The 17,094-nt window shown below is 70.1% G+C and carries 20 protein-coding genes; 3 read left to right on the forward strand and 17 right to left on the reverse strand.

Annotated elements, in window-relative coordinates; all coding sequences use genetic code 11:
- Positions 1 to 2: 2 nt before the first annotated feature.
- The 7 genes from GV015_RS04905 to GV015_RS04935 all read right to left on the reverse strand — a co-directional run bounded on the left by GV015_RS04905 (position 3) and on the right by GV015_RS04935 (position 5,821).
- Positions 3 to 851 (reverse strand): hypothetical protein, encoded by an 849-nt coding sequence (locus GV015_RS04905; RefSeq protein ID WP_159876989.1) that lies wholly within the window; start codon positions 849 to 851, stop codon positions 3 to 5.
- A gap of 3 nt (positions 852 to 854) precedes the next feature.
- Positions 855 to 1,406, reverse strand: a complete 552-nt coding sequence (locus GV015_RS04910; protein ID WP_159876991.1) for a TerD family protein — start codon at positions 1,404 to 1,406, stop codon at positions 855 to 857.
- Positions 1,406 to 1,921, reverse strand: coding sequence for a hypothetical protein (locus tag GV015_RS04915; protein ID WP_079704609.1), 516 nt, complete (start codon positions 1,919 to 1,921; stop codon positions 1,406 to 1,408). Before GV015_RS04915 ends, GV015_RS04910 begins: the two co-directional genes overlap by 1 nt.
- A gap of 55 nt (positions 1,922 to 1,976) precedes the next feature.
- Entirely contained in the window at positions 1,977 to 3,188 is a 1,212-nt protein-coding gene (locus GV015_RS04920) for a toxic anion resistance protein (protein ID WP_079704610.1), read from the reverse strand.
- A 52-nt stretch (positions 3,189 to 3,240) separates the two neighbouring features.
- Positions 3,241 to 3,819 carry a TerD family protein gene (locus tag GV015_RS04925; protein ID WP_079704611.1) on the reverse strand — a complete coding sequence of 193 codons (579 nt, stop codon included), beginning with the start codon at positions 3,817 to 3,819 and terminating at the stop codon, positions 3,241 to 3,243.
- A 58-nt stretch (positions 3,820 to 3,877) separates the two neighbouring features.
- Entirely contained in the window at positions 3,878 to 4,468 is a 591-nt protein-coding gene (locus GV015_RS04930) for a TerD family protein (RefSeq protein WP_079704612.1), read from the reverse strand.
- Between the two features lie 129 nt (positions 4,469 to 4,597).
- Positions 4,598 to 5,821, reverse strand: a complete 1,224-nt coding sequence (locus tag GV015_RS04935) for a TerC family protein (RefSeq protein ID WP_079704613.1) — start codon at positions 5,819 to 5,821, stop codon at positions 4,598 to 4,600.
- Positions 5,822 to 5,943: 122 nt separating this feature from the next.
- Between GV015_RS04935 and GV015_RS19220 the strand changes: the two genes are divergently transcribed.
- Positions 5,944 to 6,435, forward strand: a complete 492-nt coding sequence (locus tag GV015_RS19220; RefSeq protein WP_086472760.1) for a MarR family winged helix-turn-helix transcriptional regulator — start codon at positions 5,944 to 5,946, stop codon at positions 6,433 to 6,435.
- A gap of 10 nt (positions 6,436 to 6,445) precedes the next feature.
- Here GV015_RS19220 and GV015_RS04945 read toward each other — a convergent pair whose 3' ends face one another.
- The gene (locus GV015_RS04945; RefSeq protein ID WP_159876993.1) at positions 6,446 to 6,943 is read right to left on the reverse strand and encodes a GtrA family protein; all 498 of its coding nucleotides are present in this window, start codon (positions 6,941 to 6,943) and stop codon (positions 6,446 to 6,448) included.
- A 4-nt stretch (positions 6,944 to 6,947) separates the two neighbouring features.
- Entirely contained in the window at positions 6,948 to 8,468 is a 1,521-nt protein-coding gene (locus tag GV015_RS04950; protein ID WP_159876995.1) for a glycosyltransferase family 39 protein, read from the reverse strand.
- A 207-nt stretch (positions 8,469 to 8,675) separates the two neighbouring features.
- Between GV015_RS04950 and GV015_RS04955 the strand changes: the two genes are divergently transcribed.
- Positions 8,676 to 9,329 (forward strand): hypothetical protein, encoded by a 654-nt coding sequence (locus GV015_RS04955; RefSeq protein ID WP_159876997.1) that lies wholly within the window; start codon positions 8,676 to 8,678, stop codon positions 9,327 to 9,329.
- A 645-nt stretch (positions 9,330 to 9,974) separates the two neighbouring features.
- Here GV015_RS04955 and GV015_RS04960 read toward each other — a convergent pair.
- Both GV015_RS04960 and GV015_RS04965 read right to left on the reverse strand, forming a co-directional pair.
- Positions 9,975 to 10,148: a CsbD family protein gene (locus GV015_RS04960; protein WP_079704619.1), complete on the reverse strand. Its 174-nt coding sequence runs from the start codon at positions 10,146 to 10,148 to the stop codon at positions 9,975 to 9,977.
- A gap of 201 nt (positions 10,149 to 10,349) precedes the next feature.
- Positions 10,350 to 11,078, reverse strand: coding sequence for a VIT family protein (locus GV015_RS04965; protein ID WP_124768219.1), 729 nt, complete (start codon positions 11,076 to 11,078; stop codon positions 10,350 to 10,352).
- A gap of 160 nt (positions 11,079 to 11,238) precedes the next feature.
- On the opposite strand from GV015_RS04965, the gene nhaA reads away from it, so the two are divergent.
- Complete coding sequence (gene nhaA / locus GV015_RS04970) at positions 11,239 to 12,555, forward strand: Na+/H+ antiporter NhaA (protein WP_159876999.1); 1,317 nt, start codon at positions 11,239 to 11,241, stop codon at positions 12,553 to 12,555.
- Here nhaA and GV015_RS04975 read toward each other — a convergent pair.
- Genes GV015_RS04975 through GV015_RS05000 form a run of 6 tightly spaced genes read right to left on the reverse strand, consistent with a single transcriptional unit; the run spans position 12,509 to position 17,043 of the window.
- Entirely contained in the window at positions 12,509 to 12,838 is a 330-nt protein-coding gene (locus GV015_RS04975; RefSeq protein ID WP_159877001.1) for a CHY zinc finger protein, read from the reverse strand. The two genes, nhaA and GV015_RS04975, sit on opposite strands and share 47 nt — an antisense overlap.
- Positions 12,835 to 13,431, reverse strand: a complete 597-nt coding sequence (locus tag GV015_RS04980) for an energy-coupling factor transporter transmembrane protein EcfT (protein ID WP_124768225.1) — start codon at positions 13,429 to 13,431, stop codon at positions 12,835 to 12,837. The genes GV015_RS04975 and GV015_RS04980 overlap by 4 nt, the downstream gene beginning before the upstream one ends.
- Before the next feature lie 4 nt (positions 13,432 to 13,435).
- Positions 13,436 to 14,146, reverse strand: a complete 711-nt coding sequence (locus GV015_RS04985) for an energy-coupling factor ABC transporter ATP-binding protein (protein ID WP_159877003.1) — start codon at positions 14,144 to 14,146, stop codon at positions 13,436 to 13,438.
- On the reverse strand, positions 14,143 to 15,291 hold the full coding sequence (locus GV015_RS04990) for a thiolase family protein (protein ID WP_159877005.1): 1,149 nt from the start codon (positions 15,289 to 15,291) through the stop codon (positions 14,143 to 14,145). The genes GV015_RS04985 and GV015_RS04990 overlap by 4 nt, the downstream gene beginning before the upstream one ends.
- Entirely contained in the window at positions 15,284 to 16,441 is a 1,158-nt protein-coding gene (locus tag GV015_RS04995; protein WP_159877007.1) for a class I adenylate-forming enzyme family protein, read from the reverse strand. The genes GV015_RS04990 and GV015_RS04995 overlap by 8 nt, the downstream gene beginning before the upstream one ends.
- Entirely contained in the window at positions 16,438 to 17,043 is a 606-nt protein-coding gene (locus GV015_RS05000; RefSeq protein WP_159877009.1) for a biotin transporter BioY, read from the reverse strand. The genes GV015_RS04995 and GV015_RS05000 overlap by 4 nt, the downstream gene beginning before the upstream one ends.
- Between the last annotated feature and the right edge of the window lie 51 nt (positions 17,044 to 17,094).

Below are 17,094 nucleotides of genomic sequence, written 5' to 3' on the forward strand. Positions count from 1 at the left end.
GGTCATCGTCTCCGGGGTTCGCGGGCGACGACGTACGGCGTCGGCTCGAAGCCGAACTGCTGCAGGAGCGTCTCGAGTGGGATCTCGGCGGGAAGGGGTTCGAGGCGGAGTTCGAGTCTCGACCCGATGCGCAGCAGCGAGACGACCGGCGGTGCGCCGGTGTCGTCAGCGGCGGCGAAGCTTTCGCCGTCGAAGAGCTGCACCGTCAGTGGGTGACCGGCTGTGCCGACGAACAGCGCCCGCCGGATGAGGTGCACGTGCCGGAGCGCGAGGATCGCGTCGCCGCCGTCGAAGCCGAGCAGCGGCCGGTTGCCGGGCGTCGTCACCGGTGTGCCGTCGATGCCGTCGGCCGTCGCGACTCCCGTCACGAGTTCGACGGTCTCCCACACGATCGCCGTCGCTCCGCCGACGATGAGGCTGCCGATCGCGGACTGACGCGGGTCGAGCCGGACCAGTGGGGTCTCGTCGTCGAGGACGCGGACCTCCTCGGCTGTCGGAGCCGGGAAGGGCTGCGGGGTCGTCGGAGCTGCGGCGGGCGTGGTGGCGGGGCGTCCCGACGGCGTAGCGGGAGCGGGCGACGAGGATCCGCCGAGCGAGAGTCCCGTCGACGGTGCCGACGGTGCAGACGGCGCTGCCGATGCCGCCGGGGCAGGGGGTGCGGCGGCGGGCGTCGACGGCCCGCCGAGCGTGAGTCCCGTCGACGGTGCTGCCGACGCGGCGGGCGTTGCGGGGGGAGGTGCCGCCGGGGCGCTCGCCACGGGTTCCGCCTGCGCCACCGGCTCAGGTCTCGGCTTCACCCGACGACGGAGGTAGTCGATGTCCCGTCGCACCGGGGAGGTGTTGAGTGGCACGGCTCAGAGGTCGATTCTGAAGTCGCGTGCCACGCCGGCGAGACCGCCGGCGTACCCCTGCCCAAGAGCGCGGAACTTCCAGTCCGAGCGGTGCCGGTACAGCTCGGCGAGGAGCAGCGCCTGGCTGCTGCGGACCTCGGCGATCGGCACGTCGAAGCGCACGAGCTCCCGACCATCGGGTGTGGCGACGCGGACGAACGCCGAGCGCACGGGAGAGAAGTCACCGGGACCGCGGACGTCGGGGTCGATGTAGAGCAGGAAGGCGATCTTCGACACGGCGTCCGGCACGTGCGACAGCTCGACGTCGATCTCCTCGTCGTCGGCCTCGGACGAGAAGGTGACAGCACCGTCCTGGCTCTCGACCTGGTTGAAGAACACGAGGTGGTCGTCGGACAGCGCCTTGCCGTCGTCGCCGCACATGATCGCCAGCGGCACGGGTTCGCTCTGCGGGCCGCGGCTCGCGATGACGTCCCAGCCGAACCCGATGAGCACGGCGTCGAGACCGGGGTTCTCGGCGGTGAGCGCGGCGTTCGCGCCCGCGATCAGCGACGCCATCAGTGCGCACCCAGCACGAGACCGGCGTCGGGCTCCTGGAACTTGTCGGAGAGGAAGCGACCGTGCGTCGAGAGTTCGGCGATCGCGCCGATGCGGATCTGGTTGAGGAGGTCGCGGATGGTCTCCTCGATGAGCTCCAGCTGACGGGCGAAGACGATCGTGCTGCGGGAGTCGTCGGTGCGGTCCGCGGCCGGCAGCGCGAGGAAGGAGCGCAGCGGGCTGGGGAGGTAGTCCGTCACCATCGCGGCGAGGAGCACGCGCTGCTCGGTCGACGCACCCTGGTCGGCGATGGTCGCGACGACGAGGCGCAACTGGTCGTCGATCTGTCGGAGCTGCGAGGTGAGCAGCGTGGGGAGGTCGCGCCCCACGGAGCGCACCGAGTCGCGGAGTTCGTCGAGGTGCCGGGCCGTCTGCTCGTCCTCGGTCTCACCGACGGGCGCCGGCGTGGCGTCGACGACGCCGAGCGGCTCGGCCCCGCCGGTCCGCAGTGCGTTCAGCAGTCGTCCGAATGCCATCCCTCGTCCCCCTTCGTCCTCAGCGACCCGTGCGCCCGATCACCCGAGCGTGAGGCTACCGCAGTTCGCGCTGCTCGGCCTGACGGCTGCGCTCGAGGTACGGCTTCGCCTTTTCGAGACCAGACTCGAGCGCGTTGACGGTGCCCTCCATGTTCTTGGCGGCTTCGGCACGGAAGGTGTCGATCGCGTCCATGGTCTGGAAGACGTTGTCGAACGCGCGCTGCAGGGTCTCGACGCTGACACCCGCGGTGGAGGCCTGCTGGTGGATGCGCGTGGTCTGGTCCTTCAGCATCTCGCTCGTCTGCAGGATCATGTTGTTCGTCGTGGTGTTGATCGCGTCGATCTGGTCGAGGACCATCTTCTGGTTCGCGAGGGCCTGCGCGACGACGACGGCGGTCCGCAGGGCGGCGATCGTCGTGGTGCGAGCGCGGTCGACACCCTTGATGAGCTCGAGGTTGTTCTTGCGGATGAGGTCCATCGCCAGGTAGCCCTGCACCGAGACGGCGAGCTGCGTGAGGATGTCCTGGTGACGCTGGCGGACGGGGAAGAGGACGTCGGCCTCGAGCTTCTGGGCTTCCTCGATGCGTCCGGAGGAGCGGGCTTCGTCGATCTTGGCGACGCAGGCGGCGTCGAGCGCCTTCGCGAAGACGGCGTACTCACTCAGCGCCTGCATCGTCTCCCAGAGCTGGACCTTCTCGCCGGCGAGGGCGGCGTTGTCCTTCAGGAGCTCGTCCTGGCCGGCCATGAGCGACTTGATGATCTTGTCGAGCTGGGTCTGCGCGGACTCGTACTTCTGGAAGTACTTGGCGAGCTTGTTGCCGCCCGGGATGAACCCGAGGATCTTGCGGCCGACGCCGAGGTCCGCCTGGTTCGGCGTGAGGTCCTCGACCGTGCTGCGGAGGTCGCCGAGCGTGGTCGCGACCTTGATCTGCGCGCTGTCGCCCGAACGCTTCGCACCGGCGACCGAGGTCGACGAGCGGTCGAGCATGCGGGAGGAGTACCCGCTCGACTGCACCATCTCCTTGCCGCCGATCTGGGAGATACCCTCGATCTTCTGCGTGAACTCGGGCGAGCGCGGGTCGAGCGTCGCGACCTCCGTCACGAAGGAGCGCGCCTGCTGCTGGATCTCCGTCTGGCGCTCCGCCGGGACGGGGACCATGCCCGGTGCCTCTTCGGCCTGCACGACGTCCGGTGCATCCGGAGCGTGCAGCACGAGAGAGGCTGCTGCCTGTTCGTTGGCGTCTGGCGGAGTGAGTGGCGTGCTCATGCGGTCGACCTTGCTCTCGTGTGTGGCTTGCTCGTGGTGGAGGCGTCGGTGCTCAGCCGAGCGGGACGCCGAAGTCGCCGGCGATGCCGGCGAGACCGGTGGTGTAGCCCTGGCCGACGGCCTTGAACTTCCACTCGGATCCGTTGCGGTAGAGCTCCGAGAACAGCATGGCGGTCTCGGGGGCGGCGTCCTCGCTGAGGTCGAAGCGGACGATCTCGGTGCCGTCCTGGTCGACGATGCGGCAGTACGCTCCGCGGACCTGGCCGAAGTTCTGGCGTCGCTCGTCGGCCTTGTCGATCGACACGGCGATGATCACGCGCTCGACGTCTGCCCCGACCGCGTTCAGGTCGACCGAGATCTGCTCGTCGTCGCCCTCGCCGTCGCCGGTGCGGTTGTCGCCGAGGTGCTTGACGGAGCCGTCCGCCGAGGCGGGCTGGTTGTAGAAGATGAAGTCGGCGGAGGAGCGCACCTTGCCGTTCGCGCCGACGAGCAGCGCGGAGGCGTCGAGGTCGAAGGCCTCACCGCTCGTGGTGCGCGGGTCCCACCCGAGACCGACCGTCGCGACCGTCAGGCCGGGGCTGGTCTTGGTGAGCGAGAGGTTGTTGCCCTTTTCGAGGGTGAGTCCTGCCATGGTGATCGCTTCTCCTTCGGAACTGCGCTGGCGCGCGGGGGACTGCTGCGGGTGGTGCTCAGAGGGCCTGGGCGGCCGGGCCGAGGAGGTCCATGACGGAACGCCCGTTGGCGCGCTCGCCGATCGCCTTGAAGGTCCAGCCGTTGCCCTCGCGCGAGACCTTCGACATGATCATCGCGGTGTGCGGACCGGAGTCGGTGAGCTGGTAGCGGGCGACCTCGGGCGAGCCGGGGGTCGAGTCGTCGATGATCCGGCTGAAGGCGTTCTGCACGGTGTCGAAGGTCTGGCGGCTGTAGCTGCTGATCACGAACACGATCTGCTGGACGGACGGGGCGACCCTCGAGAGGTCGACGAGGATCGTCTCGTCGTCGCCGTCGCCGGCACCCGTGAGGTTGTCGCCGGTGTGGCTGGCCGAGCCGTCCTTGCTCGCGAGCTGCTGGAACCAGATGGTGTCGAGCACCTTGCCGGTGGCGTCGAAGAAGATCGCTGAGGCGTCCAGGTCGATGTCGGGTGCGGACGAGCGGCCGAAGAAGCCGCGCTTCACCGGTGCGACGCCGTCCCAGCCGAGACCGAGGCGGATCCGCGTGAGCGAACCGCCGTCCTGCTTCGTCAGTGAGAGCGACTGACCCTTTTCCAGACTCAGACCCATGGTTCCGTCTCCTAGATGCTTCATCGTGTTGCTGGTGGTGAGGTGTGGGACGTGCGCCCCCGGCCGAAGCTGGAAGCGCACGTCCACGTTATCGGTTCAGCCGGGCGAGCGCCCGGATTCCCGGTCCGTTCAGAGCAGGCCGCGTGAGTCGGAGCTCTTCGCCTGCAGCTCGTGGGCCCGGGCGAGCAGCCGCTGGAGCTCTTCGTCGTCGGCCGCCTTCGCCTGGTGCTTGGGCTTCAGGTTCGCGAACGACTTCTGGCGCTCGACCATGCGGGTGTAGCTCGTCTCGAGTTCGACCTCGTCCACGTGGTGACCGTCCGGGATGTCCTCCGGGGAGTCGGCGTGGTCGACGATCTTCTTCGCCTGGGTGCGGGCGTCGCTGATGATCGTGTGTGCACGACCGGCCGGGCTGAGGAGAGAGGCGAGGACCGTGACGGTCAGGATGCCGATGATGACGATGAGCGACAGGCCAGTGCTGATCTCGAACACCGGGATGTGCTCGCCACCGTTGAGGAACGGCAGGGTGTTCTCGTGGAGCGCGTGCAGGACGAGCTTCACACCGATGAATCCGAGGATCGCCGCCAGGCCGTAGCTCAGGAAGATGAGGCGGTCGAGCAGGCCGTCGATGAGGAAGTAGAGCTGACGGAGGCCGAGCAGCGAGAACGCCGTCGCGGTGAAGACGATGTACGGGTTCTGCGTGAGGCCGAAGATCGCGGGGATCGAGTCGAGCGCGAAGAGCAGGTCGGTGCCGCCGATGGCGACCATGACGAGCAGCATCGGCGTGAGGACCTTCTTGCCGTTCTCGATGGTGACGAGCTTGTCGCCGTCGTAGCGGTCGGTCGTCTTGAAGAGACGCTTGGCGAGACGGATGACGAAGTTGTTCGCGTCGTCGCTCTCCTCCTCCGGGCGGAGGAGCTTGATCGCCGTGAAGATGAGGAACGCGCCGAAGATGTAGAACAGCCAGGACCAGGCGTTCACCGCGGCGGCACCGAGGAAGATGAAACCGGTGCGGGCGATGAGGGCGAAGACGATGCCGAAGAGGAGCACCTTCTGCTGGTCGGCCCGCGGCACGCGGAAGCTCGACATGATGATGAGGAAGACGAAGAGGTTGTCGACCGACAGGGCCTTCTCCGTGATGTAGCCGGCGAAGTACTCGGATCCGAGTGTGCCACCGCCGAAGAAGAGGACGCCGAGGCCGAAGACGATGGCGATACCGACGTAGAGGGCCGACCACTTCGCGGCTTCCGGCAGCGTCGGCTCGTGGGCCTTGCGCACGTGGAAGATGAAGTCGAAGGCGAGGAGGGCCAGAATGCCGACGATCGTCAGCAGCCAGACGTATCCGGGGATTTCCATGGGCTGTGTTCTCCGCAGCGCTCGAGGTGGGGGACGGGTGATGTTTAGTTGGTGCCGTCCCACTATATAGTTGGTATGGTCGAACCAACACCCGAACGCACGTATTCAGAAAGAATTCAGCTATGAGCGATGACGTCGACCCCGCCGAGGCGGGAGCCGTCATCCAGGCGTCCCTCGCGACGGTGCTCCGGTGGTCCACCAGGGCCGACAACCGGCGTTCACTGCACGACGCCGAGGGTGCCGCCCTCACCGCCACGGACGCGTGGCTCCTCGAATACGTCATCACCGCCGGGCCGATCCGCATGTCCACGGTCGCGGGCTGGATGGACGTCGACAAGTCGACCGCGACGGCCGAGGTGCGTCGCCTCGAGGAGGGCGGTCTCGTCGTCCGGGCGACGGATCCGAGTGATCGCCGCGCAGTGCTCGTGAGCGCGACGGAGGAGGGACGGACCGCCCTCGAACGACACCGGCAGGCGGCGCAGCAGGTCTACAACACCCTCGTCGGCAAGTGGAGCGAGCGCGATCGAGCGGAACTCGCCCGGTTGCTCTCGCGGTTCGTCGACGAGTTCTCCTGGGTCAGCGACGCCGTCTCGCAGCACAACGCGAGTCGCTGACCGGACGGCCTCACGGGTCGACGCGCACGGGGATCGGCCCCGTCCGCTCCGCCCGCGGTCCGTACACCCAGAAGCGGTAGAGCACGAAGCGGAACGCGGAACCGAGGGCCAGCCCGACGATGTTCGCCGACACGTTGTCCGCCAGCGGCGTCGTCAGGTGCATCGCGTCGTGGGAGACCCAGAGGCAGGCCAGGGCGATCGCGCCGCCCGCGAGACTCACCAGACCGAATTCGAGCGCTTCGCGGGCGACGTCCGAGCGCCGATGCGCGCGGAAGGTGAGGAGCCGGTTGCCCACCCAGTTGGCCACGATGGCGAGGGTCGTCGAGATGCCCTTCGCCACGAGCAGCCCGGAGGTGCCGGTGTGGAGGAACACGGTGTACGCGAGGAGGTTGAAGACCCCGACGTCGACGAGGAAGCCGGCGCCGCCGACGAGGCCGAAGGTGGCGACCTCGCGGACGATCGGTCGCCGGAGCAGTGCGCGCGGATCGGGAAGGGCTCGGATCACCATCGCGTCACGACCTGACCAGCTCGAAGACGATGCTGCGGTGGACGGGGATCCGCTGCTCGACGTGGTAGCCGAGCGCCTCCAGATCCGCCACGTTCGGAGAGGTGCTTGAGCCCTCGACGACCCAGACGGTGTCGTGGCCGATGAGCCGGTCGTGGATCTCGGACAGCGGCGCGGCGAGATCCCAGAGCTCGGGGCGGTCGCGGTAGCTCGTCTCGAGCGCCACGTCGTCGAGACCGGCGAAGGCCTGCGGGTAGAGGTCGATCGCGAGCCGCGACTTGCGCGAGGGCTTCACCGACTGGTCGAAGACGACCGCGTCGCCCGGCGAGGCATGGGCCTGGACGACCTCCGCGGTCTGCCGGAGGTCGCTGCCGTCGTCCTTCGCGAACGGGCCGCGCTGTTCCGCGAGGACAGGGATCGCGAGCGCCAGCACGAGCGCGACACCGACCGCGGTCGCCACCGCGCGGTCCACCCGCTTCGGCAGGAGGTCGACGAGCGTCCGGAGTCCGAGCGCCATCATGATCGCGACGGCCGGGACGCAGAAGGTGACGTAGCGCAGGTTGTACATCGGCGTCACGAGGGTGTTGCCGATGATGAGCAGCGCGGTCGGTGCGAGCGCCCAGACGGCGATCATCGCCAGGGCGCGACGCTGCCGGGACGATCGGCGCACCACGAGGACCCCGATGGGAGCGAGCGCGATGAGCAGCCACGCGAGCACGGCGAACGCCGGCGTCTGGAACCACTGGCCGACGAGCACCGATTCCGGCGTCGCGTAGTCCCGCCTGCCGAGGAACGCGATCTGCTCGCGCTGCGCGATGCCCGCGATCACGATCGGAGCGCCGAGGACCAGTGCACCGACCAGGGACCAGCCCCACGCTCGCATCACCCGCCGCCCGGGGCGTTGGAGCACCATCCACGTGGCGTGCACGAGGAGGAGCATCGCGAGGTACAGGAACAGGTACATCGAGGCGGCGCTCGCGATGGCGAAGAGCGCCCAGCTGCGGCGTGACGTGGACCGGCGGCGCACGAGCGACACGAACCAGACCGTCAGCCACACGACCGCGGCCATGCCCAGCGCATAGGAGCGCGTCTCGGCGCCCATCCGTGTGACCTGGGGGATGACGGCGAACACAAGGCCCGCCGTGATGCCGATCGCCGGGGTGAAGATGGACCGCGCGAGCACGACCGTGCCGGCCGCGGCCAAGCCGACGCCGATCGCGCTCGGGAACCGCGTGACGGCCTCGGCGGTGCCGAAGGCACCGGTCCAGACGTGCAGGAACGCGTAGTACAGGCCGTGGACGGCGTCGATGTGGCCGATCATCCCGAACATGACGGGGAGGGGGCGTTCGGCGGCGAGGACACTCGCCGCCTCGTCACCCCAGTACGACGGCGTGCCGATGCCGATGAGCGAGACGAGGGTGGCGAACAGGCCGACGACCCAGGGTGCGACGCGGCCGCCGAGGAGGGCGTGGAGGGCGTCCCACCGACGGCGCGAGGGCGCGGTCGGGACGGTGATCGTCGCAGTCATGGGTTCCCCTCGGACGCGACAACCTGGCGCGTCGTCTCATCGTCCGCCGCTCGGATGAACGCCAGCAGAGAGATTCCTGAGAGGCCGCGGGGGATCCTGCCGGGACCCCACGGCAGGAGCCCGGCCGCCCCGGTGGGGAGTTGTCCCCATCGCGCGGCAACGGCGCGCGGGACAGACTGCTGGAGTCCGCCGCCGAAAGGAATCCCGATGCAGCTCTCCCGCGTCACCGCCCTGATCACCCTCCCCGTCGCAGCCATGCTCGTGCTGGCCGGATGCTCCACGCCGTCGGCCCCCGACGCGAAGCCGACGGAGAAGGCTTCGTCGTCTGCGACGTCGAAGCCGACCTCGACCGGATCGGCGAACGGTGAGGTCACCGAGCCTGGAGCGCAGGTCGGGATCGATGAACCGATCGTCTACGAGTCGCAGGGCACCGACGGCGTCACCGCGCTCATCAGCGCGAAGCTGACCGAGGTCACCCCCGCGACGGCCGACCAGGTCGCGTTCCTCAAGACGCAGTTCGACGGCGGGGAACTCGACGGCTACGACATCACGCTCATCCGGCTCGAGATGACCAAGGTGTCGGGCGACCCGGTGGCGTTCAACAGCGACGCGACCTCCTTCTCGCCCGTCGACGCCGATGGCGAGAAGGTCCAGGAGGCCACGCTCATCGGGTGGGACGAGTGCGGATCCGAGTCGTTCACCGAGGAGTTCGACGCTGGCGCGCCGATCACGCAGTGCTACGTCGCAGCGGCTCCCGCCGGGGGCAAGGCTCCGGCCGGCCTCATGTACGACGGCGGCTTCACCGACCCGAACCCGTACGACTCCTTCGACGGCGACCCGATCCTGCTCATCAAGGACTAGCTGTGCTGCAGGCCTGAGTGCCCTTCGACAGGCTCAGGGACCGGAGCGTCGCGGGTGAACCTCTCCCGCTCACTGAGCCTGTCGAAGTGCCCGCGAGGAACCCGCATCGTTCCGGGCACACCTCTCCCGGTCACTGAGCTTGTCGAAGTGCCTGAGTGCCCTTCGACAGGCTCAGGGACCGGATCATTCCCGGCGAACATCTCCCGGTCACTGAGCCTGTCGAAGTGCCCGCGAGGACCCCTCATCGTTCCGGGCACACTTCTCCCGGTCACTGAGCTTGTCGAAGTGCCCACGAGGAACCCTTCCGGCGGGAACACGGCCGGAACGACCGAGTCGGCGAGCGCGTCCGCATATGCGGCTGAGCGAGCCAGCAAGCGCGCCTCTCGTGCGTCGAGCGCTGCTCGCAGCCGGTGGATCTCCGCGTATTCATCCGAGAACTCCACCAGCTGCTGAGTTGGGGGACTGTGGAAGTTGCTCGTGTGCCCTTCGACAAGCTCAGGGACCGGAAGAAGATCACCGTAGCAGGAGGTCCCTCGTGGGCCCTTCGACAAGCTCAGGGACCGGGGGTGAGCCGAGTCGGCGTCCCCGCAGACAGACGAACGCCGGTGACCCGAGCGGGGCACCGGCGTTCGTGTGATCGGGAGGTCAGTTCTTGAACGCGTCCTTCACGTTCTCACCGGCCTGCTTCACGTCGGACTTGGCCTGGTCGGCCTTGCCCTCCGCGACGAGCTTGTCGTTGTCTGTCGCCTTGCCGACGGCCTCTTTGGCCTTGCCCGCGAGGTCTTCGGCGGCGTTCTTGATCTTGTCTCCTGCGCTCATATGGTGCTCCTCACATGTTCTTCGGGCTGTCGATCCGCACTGATCGAATCCGACAGGGCGACCTGGTGGACGCCCTTCACTTCTACACCCGGGAGCTCCACGTCCGGGCGGGGCTCCAGCAGACTCCCAGAGAACTCCCCGGACCACACAGCACCAGTGCACCCGTCGTCGGTTCGTCCTCGACTGCCAGGACCCCGGCCATCAGACCACGCCGCTCGTGCCGAGCAGGGTGCCGATCGCGAAGGTGGCTGCGAGGGCGAGCGCTCCGCCGACCACGACCCGGACAGTCGGGCGGATCGCCGGGTTGCCGCCGATCCTCGCGCTCGTGAAGCCGGTGAGTGCCAGCGCGATGAGCACGACGACGAAGGTGATCGGGACGCGCACCTCGGGCGGCGGCAGCAGGATCGCGAGCAGGGGGAGCAACGCCCCGACCGTGAAGGCGAGCGCCGAGGCGCCGGCGGCCGCCCACGGGCTGACGACCGCGTCCTCGGTGATGCCGAGTTCGGCCTCGAGGTGCGCCGTGAGCGGGTCGTGTGCGGTCAGCTCCTCGGCGACCCGCCTCGCGGTCGTCGGCTGGAGCCCCTTCGCCTCGTAGATCCCGGCGAGTTCCGCGAGCTCCGCCTCGGGGTCGTCGGAGAGCTCCCGCCGCTCCTTCGCGATGAGGGCCCGCTGACTGTCCCGCTGGCTGCTCACCGACACGTACTCGCCGAGGGCCATGGAGATCGCACCACCGACGAGCCCCGCGACACCTGCTGCGAGGAGCGGGGCGCTGTCGGTCGTGGCACCGGCGACACCGACGACGAGGGACGCGACGGAGACGATGCCGTCGTTCGCGCCGAGTACACCAGCACGGAGCCAGTTCAAGCGGCCCGCGAGGTCACCGCGGTGCGGTTCGTCCTGGTGGGCGCCGGGTGGTGGTGATGAGCTCATGGATGCATCCAAGCACCGCGCGGGCCGCCCGCGCAGGGTTCCCGGCCGATCCCGGACCCGATCGCCTAGACTGGAGGCTGGTGCGCCGGGAAGTCTGGTCGGCGGGCGATCGATCGGGATCGCTCTGCTGCTCGACCGAACCCTCCCCCGAAGGATCCGTATGCCCGACGCTCACCGCTCCCACGACCTGCCGGCCGACCAGGCCCCGCACTCGATCTGGCGTGGCATCCACCAGACGCTCCAACAGGACACCGTCGGTGGCGCCCTCCTCGTCGTCGCCACCGCAATCGCGCTCGTGCTCGCCAACACCGGCGCTTCCGAGTTCTACCTGAGCGTCCGCGACTTCACCTTCGGTCCGGAGGCGCTCCATCTGAACCTCTCCGTCGGCGCCTGGGCGGCCGACGGACTCCTCGCGATCTTCTTCTTCGTCGTCGGCCTGGAGCTCAAGGAGGAGTTCGTCGCCGGCAAGCTCCGGAACCCCAAGACCGCCGCGCTCCCCATCGCCGCTGCGGTCGGTGGTGTGGCCGTGCCCGCCGTCATCTACGTCCTCGTGAACCTGAGCGCCGGGCCCGACGCACTGCAGGGCTGGGCGATCCCGGCCGCCACGGACATCGCGTTCGCGGTCGCGGTGATCGCGGTGGTCGGCAAGTTCCTGCCGCCGGCACTGCGCACCTTCCTGCTCACGCTCGCCGTGGTGGACGACCTCATCGCCATCAGCATCATCGCGATCTTCTACACCGACCACATCGAGTTCCTGCCGCTGGCGCTCGCCGCGGTGCCGCTCGCCATCTTCGCCGTGCTCGTCCAGCGCGGCGTCCGCGCATGGTGGGTCCTCATCCCGCTCGGCCTGTGCACCTGGGCGCTCATCCACGCGTCCGGTATCCATGCGACCGTCGCCGGCGTGCTGCTCGGCTTCATGGTGCCCGTCTTCTCGACCAAGCGTGCCCGCGTCCAGGTGGGGACCACCGCGGAGGGACGCCCGGTCTACGAAGGCCTCGCGGCGCACTTCGCCGATCGCTGGAGCGTCGTCTCCACGGCGGTCGCCGTCCCGATCTTCGCGTTCTTCTCCGCGGGCGTGGTCATCGGCGGGCTCTCCGGGCTCGTCGAGTCCTTCCAGGACACCATCGCGCTCGGGATCATCGCCGGGCTCGTCCTCGGCAAGCCCATCGGCATCCTGGTGACGACGTTCCTCGTCACCCGCCTGCCCGGCCTCGGCCTCGACCCGTCGATCCGTTGGGTCGACCTCGTCGGCATGGCGTTCGTCGCGGGCATCGGATTCACGGTGTCGCTGCTCGTCGGTGAACTGTCCTTCGGTGTCGGCAGCGAGTCCGACGACCACGTCAAGGTCGGTGTGCTCGCCGGCTCGCTCATCGCCGCCACCATCGGTGCCGCCATCCTCGCCGCCCGCAACCGCGTCTACCGGCGGGCGGTCACGGCTGGAAGTAGTACGCCGAGTGCAGGCGGCAGCCCGGATTGAACCGGGCGTCGCAGTTCGGGCAGCCGTCGACTTCCAGGTAGCGCTCGATCGTCAGTTCCGTCGAGCACACGCCGCACAGGATCGCCTCGCGGTCGCGCTGCTCGCGCGGCCACTGCTCGGCCGGGTGGTCGGCGCACTCCGCGTGGCACAGGTGGCACGGGTAGTACTCGCCGCAGCAGGCGAAGCGGATCGCGATGACGTCGAGCGCGGTCGCGTAGTGGACGCAGCGCGTCTCGTCGTCGACCGTTTTGCCGTGGACGCGCACGGTGTCGTCGCCGCTCATCGGACGCCCCGGGCGGTGAGGGCCTCACCGAGCTCGTCTGCGTGCTTCAGCGACACCACGAGGAACGGCACGACGAAGGTCACGAGGTTCGACCCGGCCCCGCGCGCCCGCTGCGCTTCCCGGACGCTCGTGGCCAAGCGGGCGAGGACGGGCACCGTGTTGATGGCGACGGCGAGCATCAGGGCGATGCGCGAGGGGTCGACACCGAAGCGACCCAGGGGCTGGAGGACGCGCTCGAAGGCGTCGAGCAGGTCGGCGACCCGCGTGCTCAGCACCAGGAGCGCCGCGAGCAGGATGGCGGCGACGATCCGGGAGGTGTTCGACACGGCGGACTCGACGTCGAGGAACAGCAGTTGGCCGGCCACCGTGATCGTGATGATCCAGCGGATGAGCAGGAGCTGCCGTCCGAGCTCGCCGAGGCCGAGGCCCGAGACGAGGTAGGCGAGGACGGTCACCGTGGTGGCGATGCCCGCGGTCCACCAACTCGTCGGCAGGAGCGAGATCGCGAGCACCACGACGAGGATGCCGAGCGCCTTCGGGCCGGCCGGCGCGCGGTGGAGCCAGCCGGAGCCGGGACGGTAGAGAGTGATCACGCGGTCACGCCCGCAGACTCGCGCGGTAGGCCGCGATCACGTCGTCCGGTGCTCCCTGCGCGACGACCCGCCCACCGTCGAAGAGCAGCGCGGTGTCGCAGCGGGCGGCGAGCTCCAGGTCATGGGTGACGAGGAGGAGCTGATGGCCTGCCTCGGGGTGGAGGAGGTGATCGGCGACGGCGGCGCTGTTGCGGGCATCGAGGTAAGCGGTGGGTTCATCGGCGATGAGCAGCGCCGGCCGGCGGATCACGGCCCCGCAGAGCGCCAGCAACTGCTTCTGGCCGCCGGAGAGTTCGTAGGCGGACCGGTCGGCGAGGGCAGTCAGGCCGAACTCGTCGAGCGCATCGGCGACCTGCGCGGCGATGTCGGCCTTCGACGCCTTCGTGCCGCGGAGGGAGAACGCGACGTCCTCCGCCACCGTCGGCATGACGATCTGCGCGTCCGGGTTGCTGAACACGATGCTGACGAGTCGTCGGAGGGTCGCCGTGTCCTTGGCTGCGTCGACCCCGTGGACCTGGACGCTGCCGAGGGTCGCCCGGGTGAGGCCGCCGACGAGCCGCGCGAAGGTGGACTTCCCCGAGCCGTTCGCCCCGATGACCGCGATGCGCGCATCGTCGAGGTGGAGCGTCACGTCGTCGAGTGCGACGGTGTCGCCGAGACGAGCGGTGACGCCGTCGAGACGGATGGCGGATGACTGGTCGATGTCCCCGATCATCGCACGACCTCGAACACCGCGGCGACGCCGAGACCGCCGCCGACCGAGGCCGCCGCCACCCCGATCGTGCCCGCCGGAGCCCCGCCACGGACGAGCCGCGAGAACAGGCGGACCACGGCGACCGCACCGCTCGCGCCCCACGGATGACCGAGCGCGAGGGCGCCACCGTCGGCGCAGAGACGCTCGTCGTCCTCGGCGACACCGAGTCGGTCGAGCACGGCGAGCGCCTGGGCCGCGAACGCCTCCACGATCTCGAACGCGGCGACCTGCGCGAGGTCCACGCCGGCCCGATCGAGGGCGTCGAGGATCGCCGGCGCGGCCCCGATCCCCGGCAGTGCCGGGTCGCAGCCGACGACGGCGTGCGCCCGGACGGCGAGACCGGGCGTCGTGCTCCCGTGGGCGGGCCCGCCGGGCATGACGAGCACGGCGGCCGCACCGTCGCTCACCCGGCAGGTGTTGCCTGCGGTGAGGGAGCCTTCGGAGAAGAGCGGGGTGAACCGGGGGAGGAGCCGCTCGATCCCGCTGCGCGGCGCCTCATCGTGCTCCGCCGCCCCGACCAGCGCGACGAGCTCGTCGGTGAACCGCCCGGCGGCGACGGCGCTCGCCGCACGATGCGCGCTCCGCGTCGCGTAGGCGTCCTGGCGTTCGCGGGAGATCCCGTCGTGCTCGGCGAGGTCCTCCGCGGCGCGGGTCATGTCGGGGTCGTGCCAACCCGCCGGTGCGAACGGTGCGCGTGCGTAGGCGATGCCGTCGACGGAGCGGGTCGGCGCGGTCGACGCGCTCTCGACACCGCCGGCGATCCGTGGCCGATGGTCGCCGGCGCTGATCGCCGTGGACGCCTCGATGATCGCCGCGAGGCCGCTGCCGCACTGCCGGTCGACGGAGAGCCCTGGAACGTCGAAGCCGAGGCCGGCCCCGAGCGCGGCGACGCGGGCCGGGTTGCCGCCGGGGCCCATGCAGTTCCCGAAGACGACGTCCGCCACCACCGGCGGCAGGCCCAGGACGTGCGTCGCGTCGTCGTGCACGGCGCGGACGACGGGGACCGCCAGCTGCTCGACCGTGAGTGCGGCGAGGGCGCGCCCGCGCGTCGCGATCGGCGTCCGTCGGGCCGCGACGATGCGCGGGAGGGCGTGCGACTCAGTCAAGGGACGCCACCGTCCCTGCCGCGAGACGACCGGCGAGCTCCGCGCGGGCGGCCTTGCCGGTGACGGTGCGGGGCAGCTCGTCGACGACGAACCACCGTCGGGGCCGATGGGTCGGCGGCAGCAACGGTGCGAGGGCGTCGCGGAGCATCGCGCGGGTCGGACGCGCGCCCGGGTGCAGTTCCAACACGGCCGTCACGAGCGATCCGACCCCGGCGTTCGGCAGACCGAGCACGACGGCGTCGTCCACCTCGTCGAGTCGGCGCAGAGCCTCCTCGACATCGGCGGGGATGACGGTCGCCGCGGCCGTGAGGATCGCATCGTCGGATCGTCCGAGGAGCGTGACGATCCCGTCGTCGATCCGTGCGCGGTCGCCGACGGTGGACCAGTCGCCGTCGCGTCGGAGCGGGCCCGAGCCCCCAAGGTACCCGGTCGCGACGAACGGCGATCGGACCCAGAGGACGTCGTCGTCGCGGACCTCGAGCTCGACGCCGGGGAACGCGCGGAGGCCCGGTCGATCCGGATCGACACCGTCATCGACCGCCACGAAGGAGAGCTCGGCGGCTCCGTAGTAGGACACGACGCGGATGCCGAGGTCCTCCGCCCTGGCGCGGAGTCCGGGGTCGAGTGAGGCGCCTCCGATCAACGCCACCCGCAGGTGGGGCGGCACCTCGCCGTCGAGCAGTGCCCGGAGGCCGTTCGGGGTCCCGTGGAACCGGGTCGCGTCACGAGCGTCGTCGGGGGTGAGCGCGTGGGTGGTCGGGAGGGCGAGCGAGCAACCGACGGCGGCCGCATGGGCGACCGAGAACAGCGACAGCGACGACGCGGGCGGCGACGACAGCGCCAGGACGTCGTCCGGCCCGAGGTCGAGCAGCGCGCCGACGGCCGGGAAGGAGTCCGCCCACGACGCGGCGGTCCTGAGCACGATGCGCGGCTCGCCCGTGGTGCCGGAGGTCAGCGTCGCCCACCCCTGGCCAGGCTGTGGACCGGACGCGGTGCTGCGGTCGCGTACGGAACGCCAGTACGACTCGCTCCACCGGTCGTCGCCGATCAACGGCACGCCGCCGGCCGCCCGCACCTCGAGCGCCCGACGGACGAGGTCGGTCGGCGCCCCGCCGCGCAGCGGGACGAGGTGCCCTGGACGCACGGTCATCCGATCCGGGCGGGCTCGCCGGGACGCGTGGAGCCGGCGCCGGCCGCGTTGCGGAACGCGCGCGGGTAGGCGCGGGCGAGCGTCATCGTGATGACCGTCGCGAGCACGACCTTCACGAGGTCGCCGGGCACGAAGACGAGGCTCTGCAGGGCGGTCTCGCCGAGTGGCAGGCGGGTGACGAGCGACTGCACCGGGATGCCGAACGCGTAGATGACGCCGATGCCGCCGACGAAGACGCCGAGCGCGGTGCGCCACCAGCGCAGCCGACGCCCGCCGGCGTGCACGATGAGCCCGATCACGAAGACGCCGACGATCCAGCCGATGAGGTACCCCGCGCTCGGTCCGACGAAGACGCCGATCCCGCCGCGACCGCCGGACAGGAGGGGCAGGCCGATGGTGACGAGGGCCAGCAGCACCAGCATGGAGAGCATGCCGCGCCACGGGCCGAGGACCGCGCCGGCGAGCATGACGCCGAGGGTCTGCGCCGTGATGGGCACCGCGCCGAGCACCGAGAACGCGCCGGGCAGGCCGAGGGCGGCCACGATGGCGGCGAACACGGCGATGCGTGCGATGTCGGTCGCGTCGATCCGGAGTCTGCTCATGCTGGGTCCTTCGTCGGGATGGTCGGTTCGCCTGGGGCGGGTGGATCGCAC

Origin of the sequence: Plantibacter sp. T3, assembly GCF_902506515.1 — a bacterium.
Lineage (GTDB): Bacteria > Actinomycetota > Actinomycetes > Actinomycetales > Microbacteriaceae > Plantibacter > Plantibacter auratus.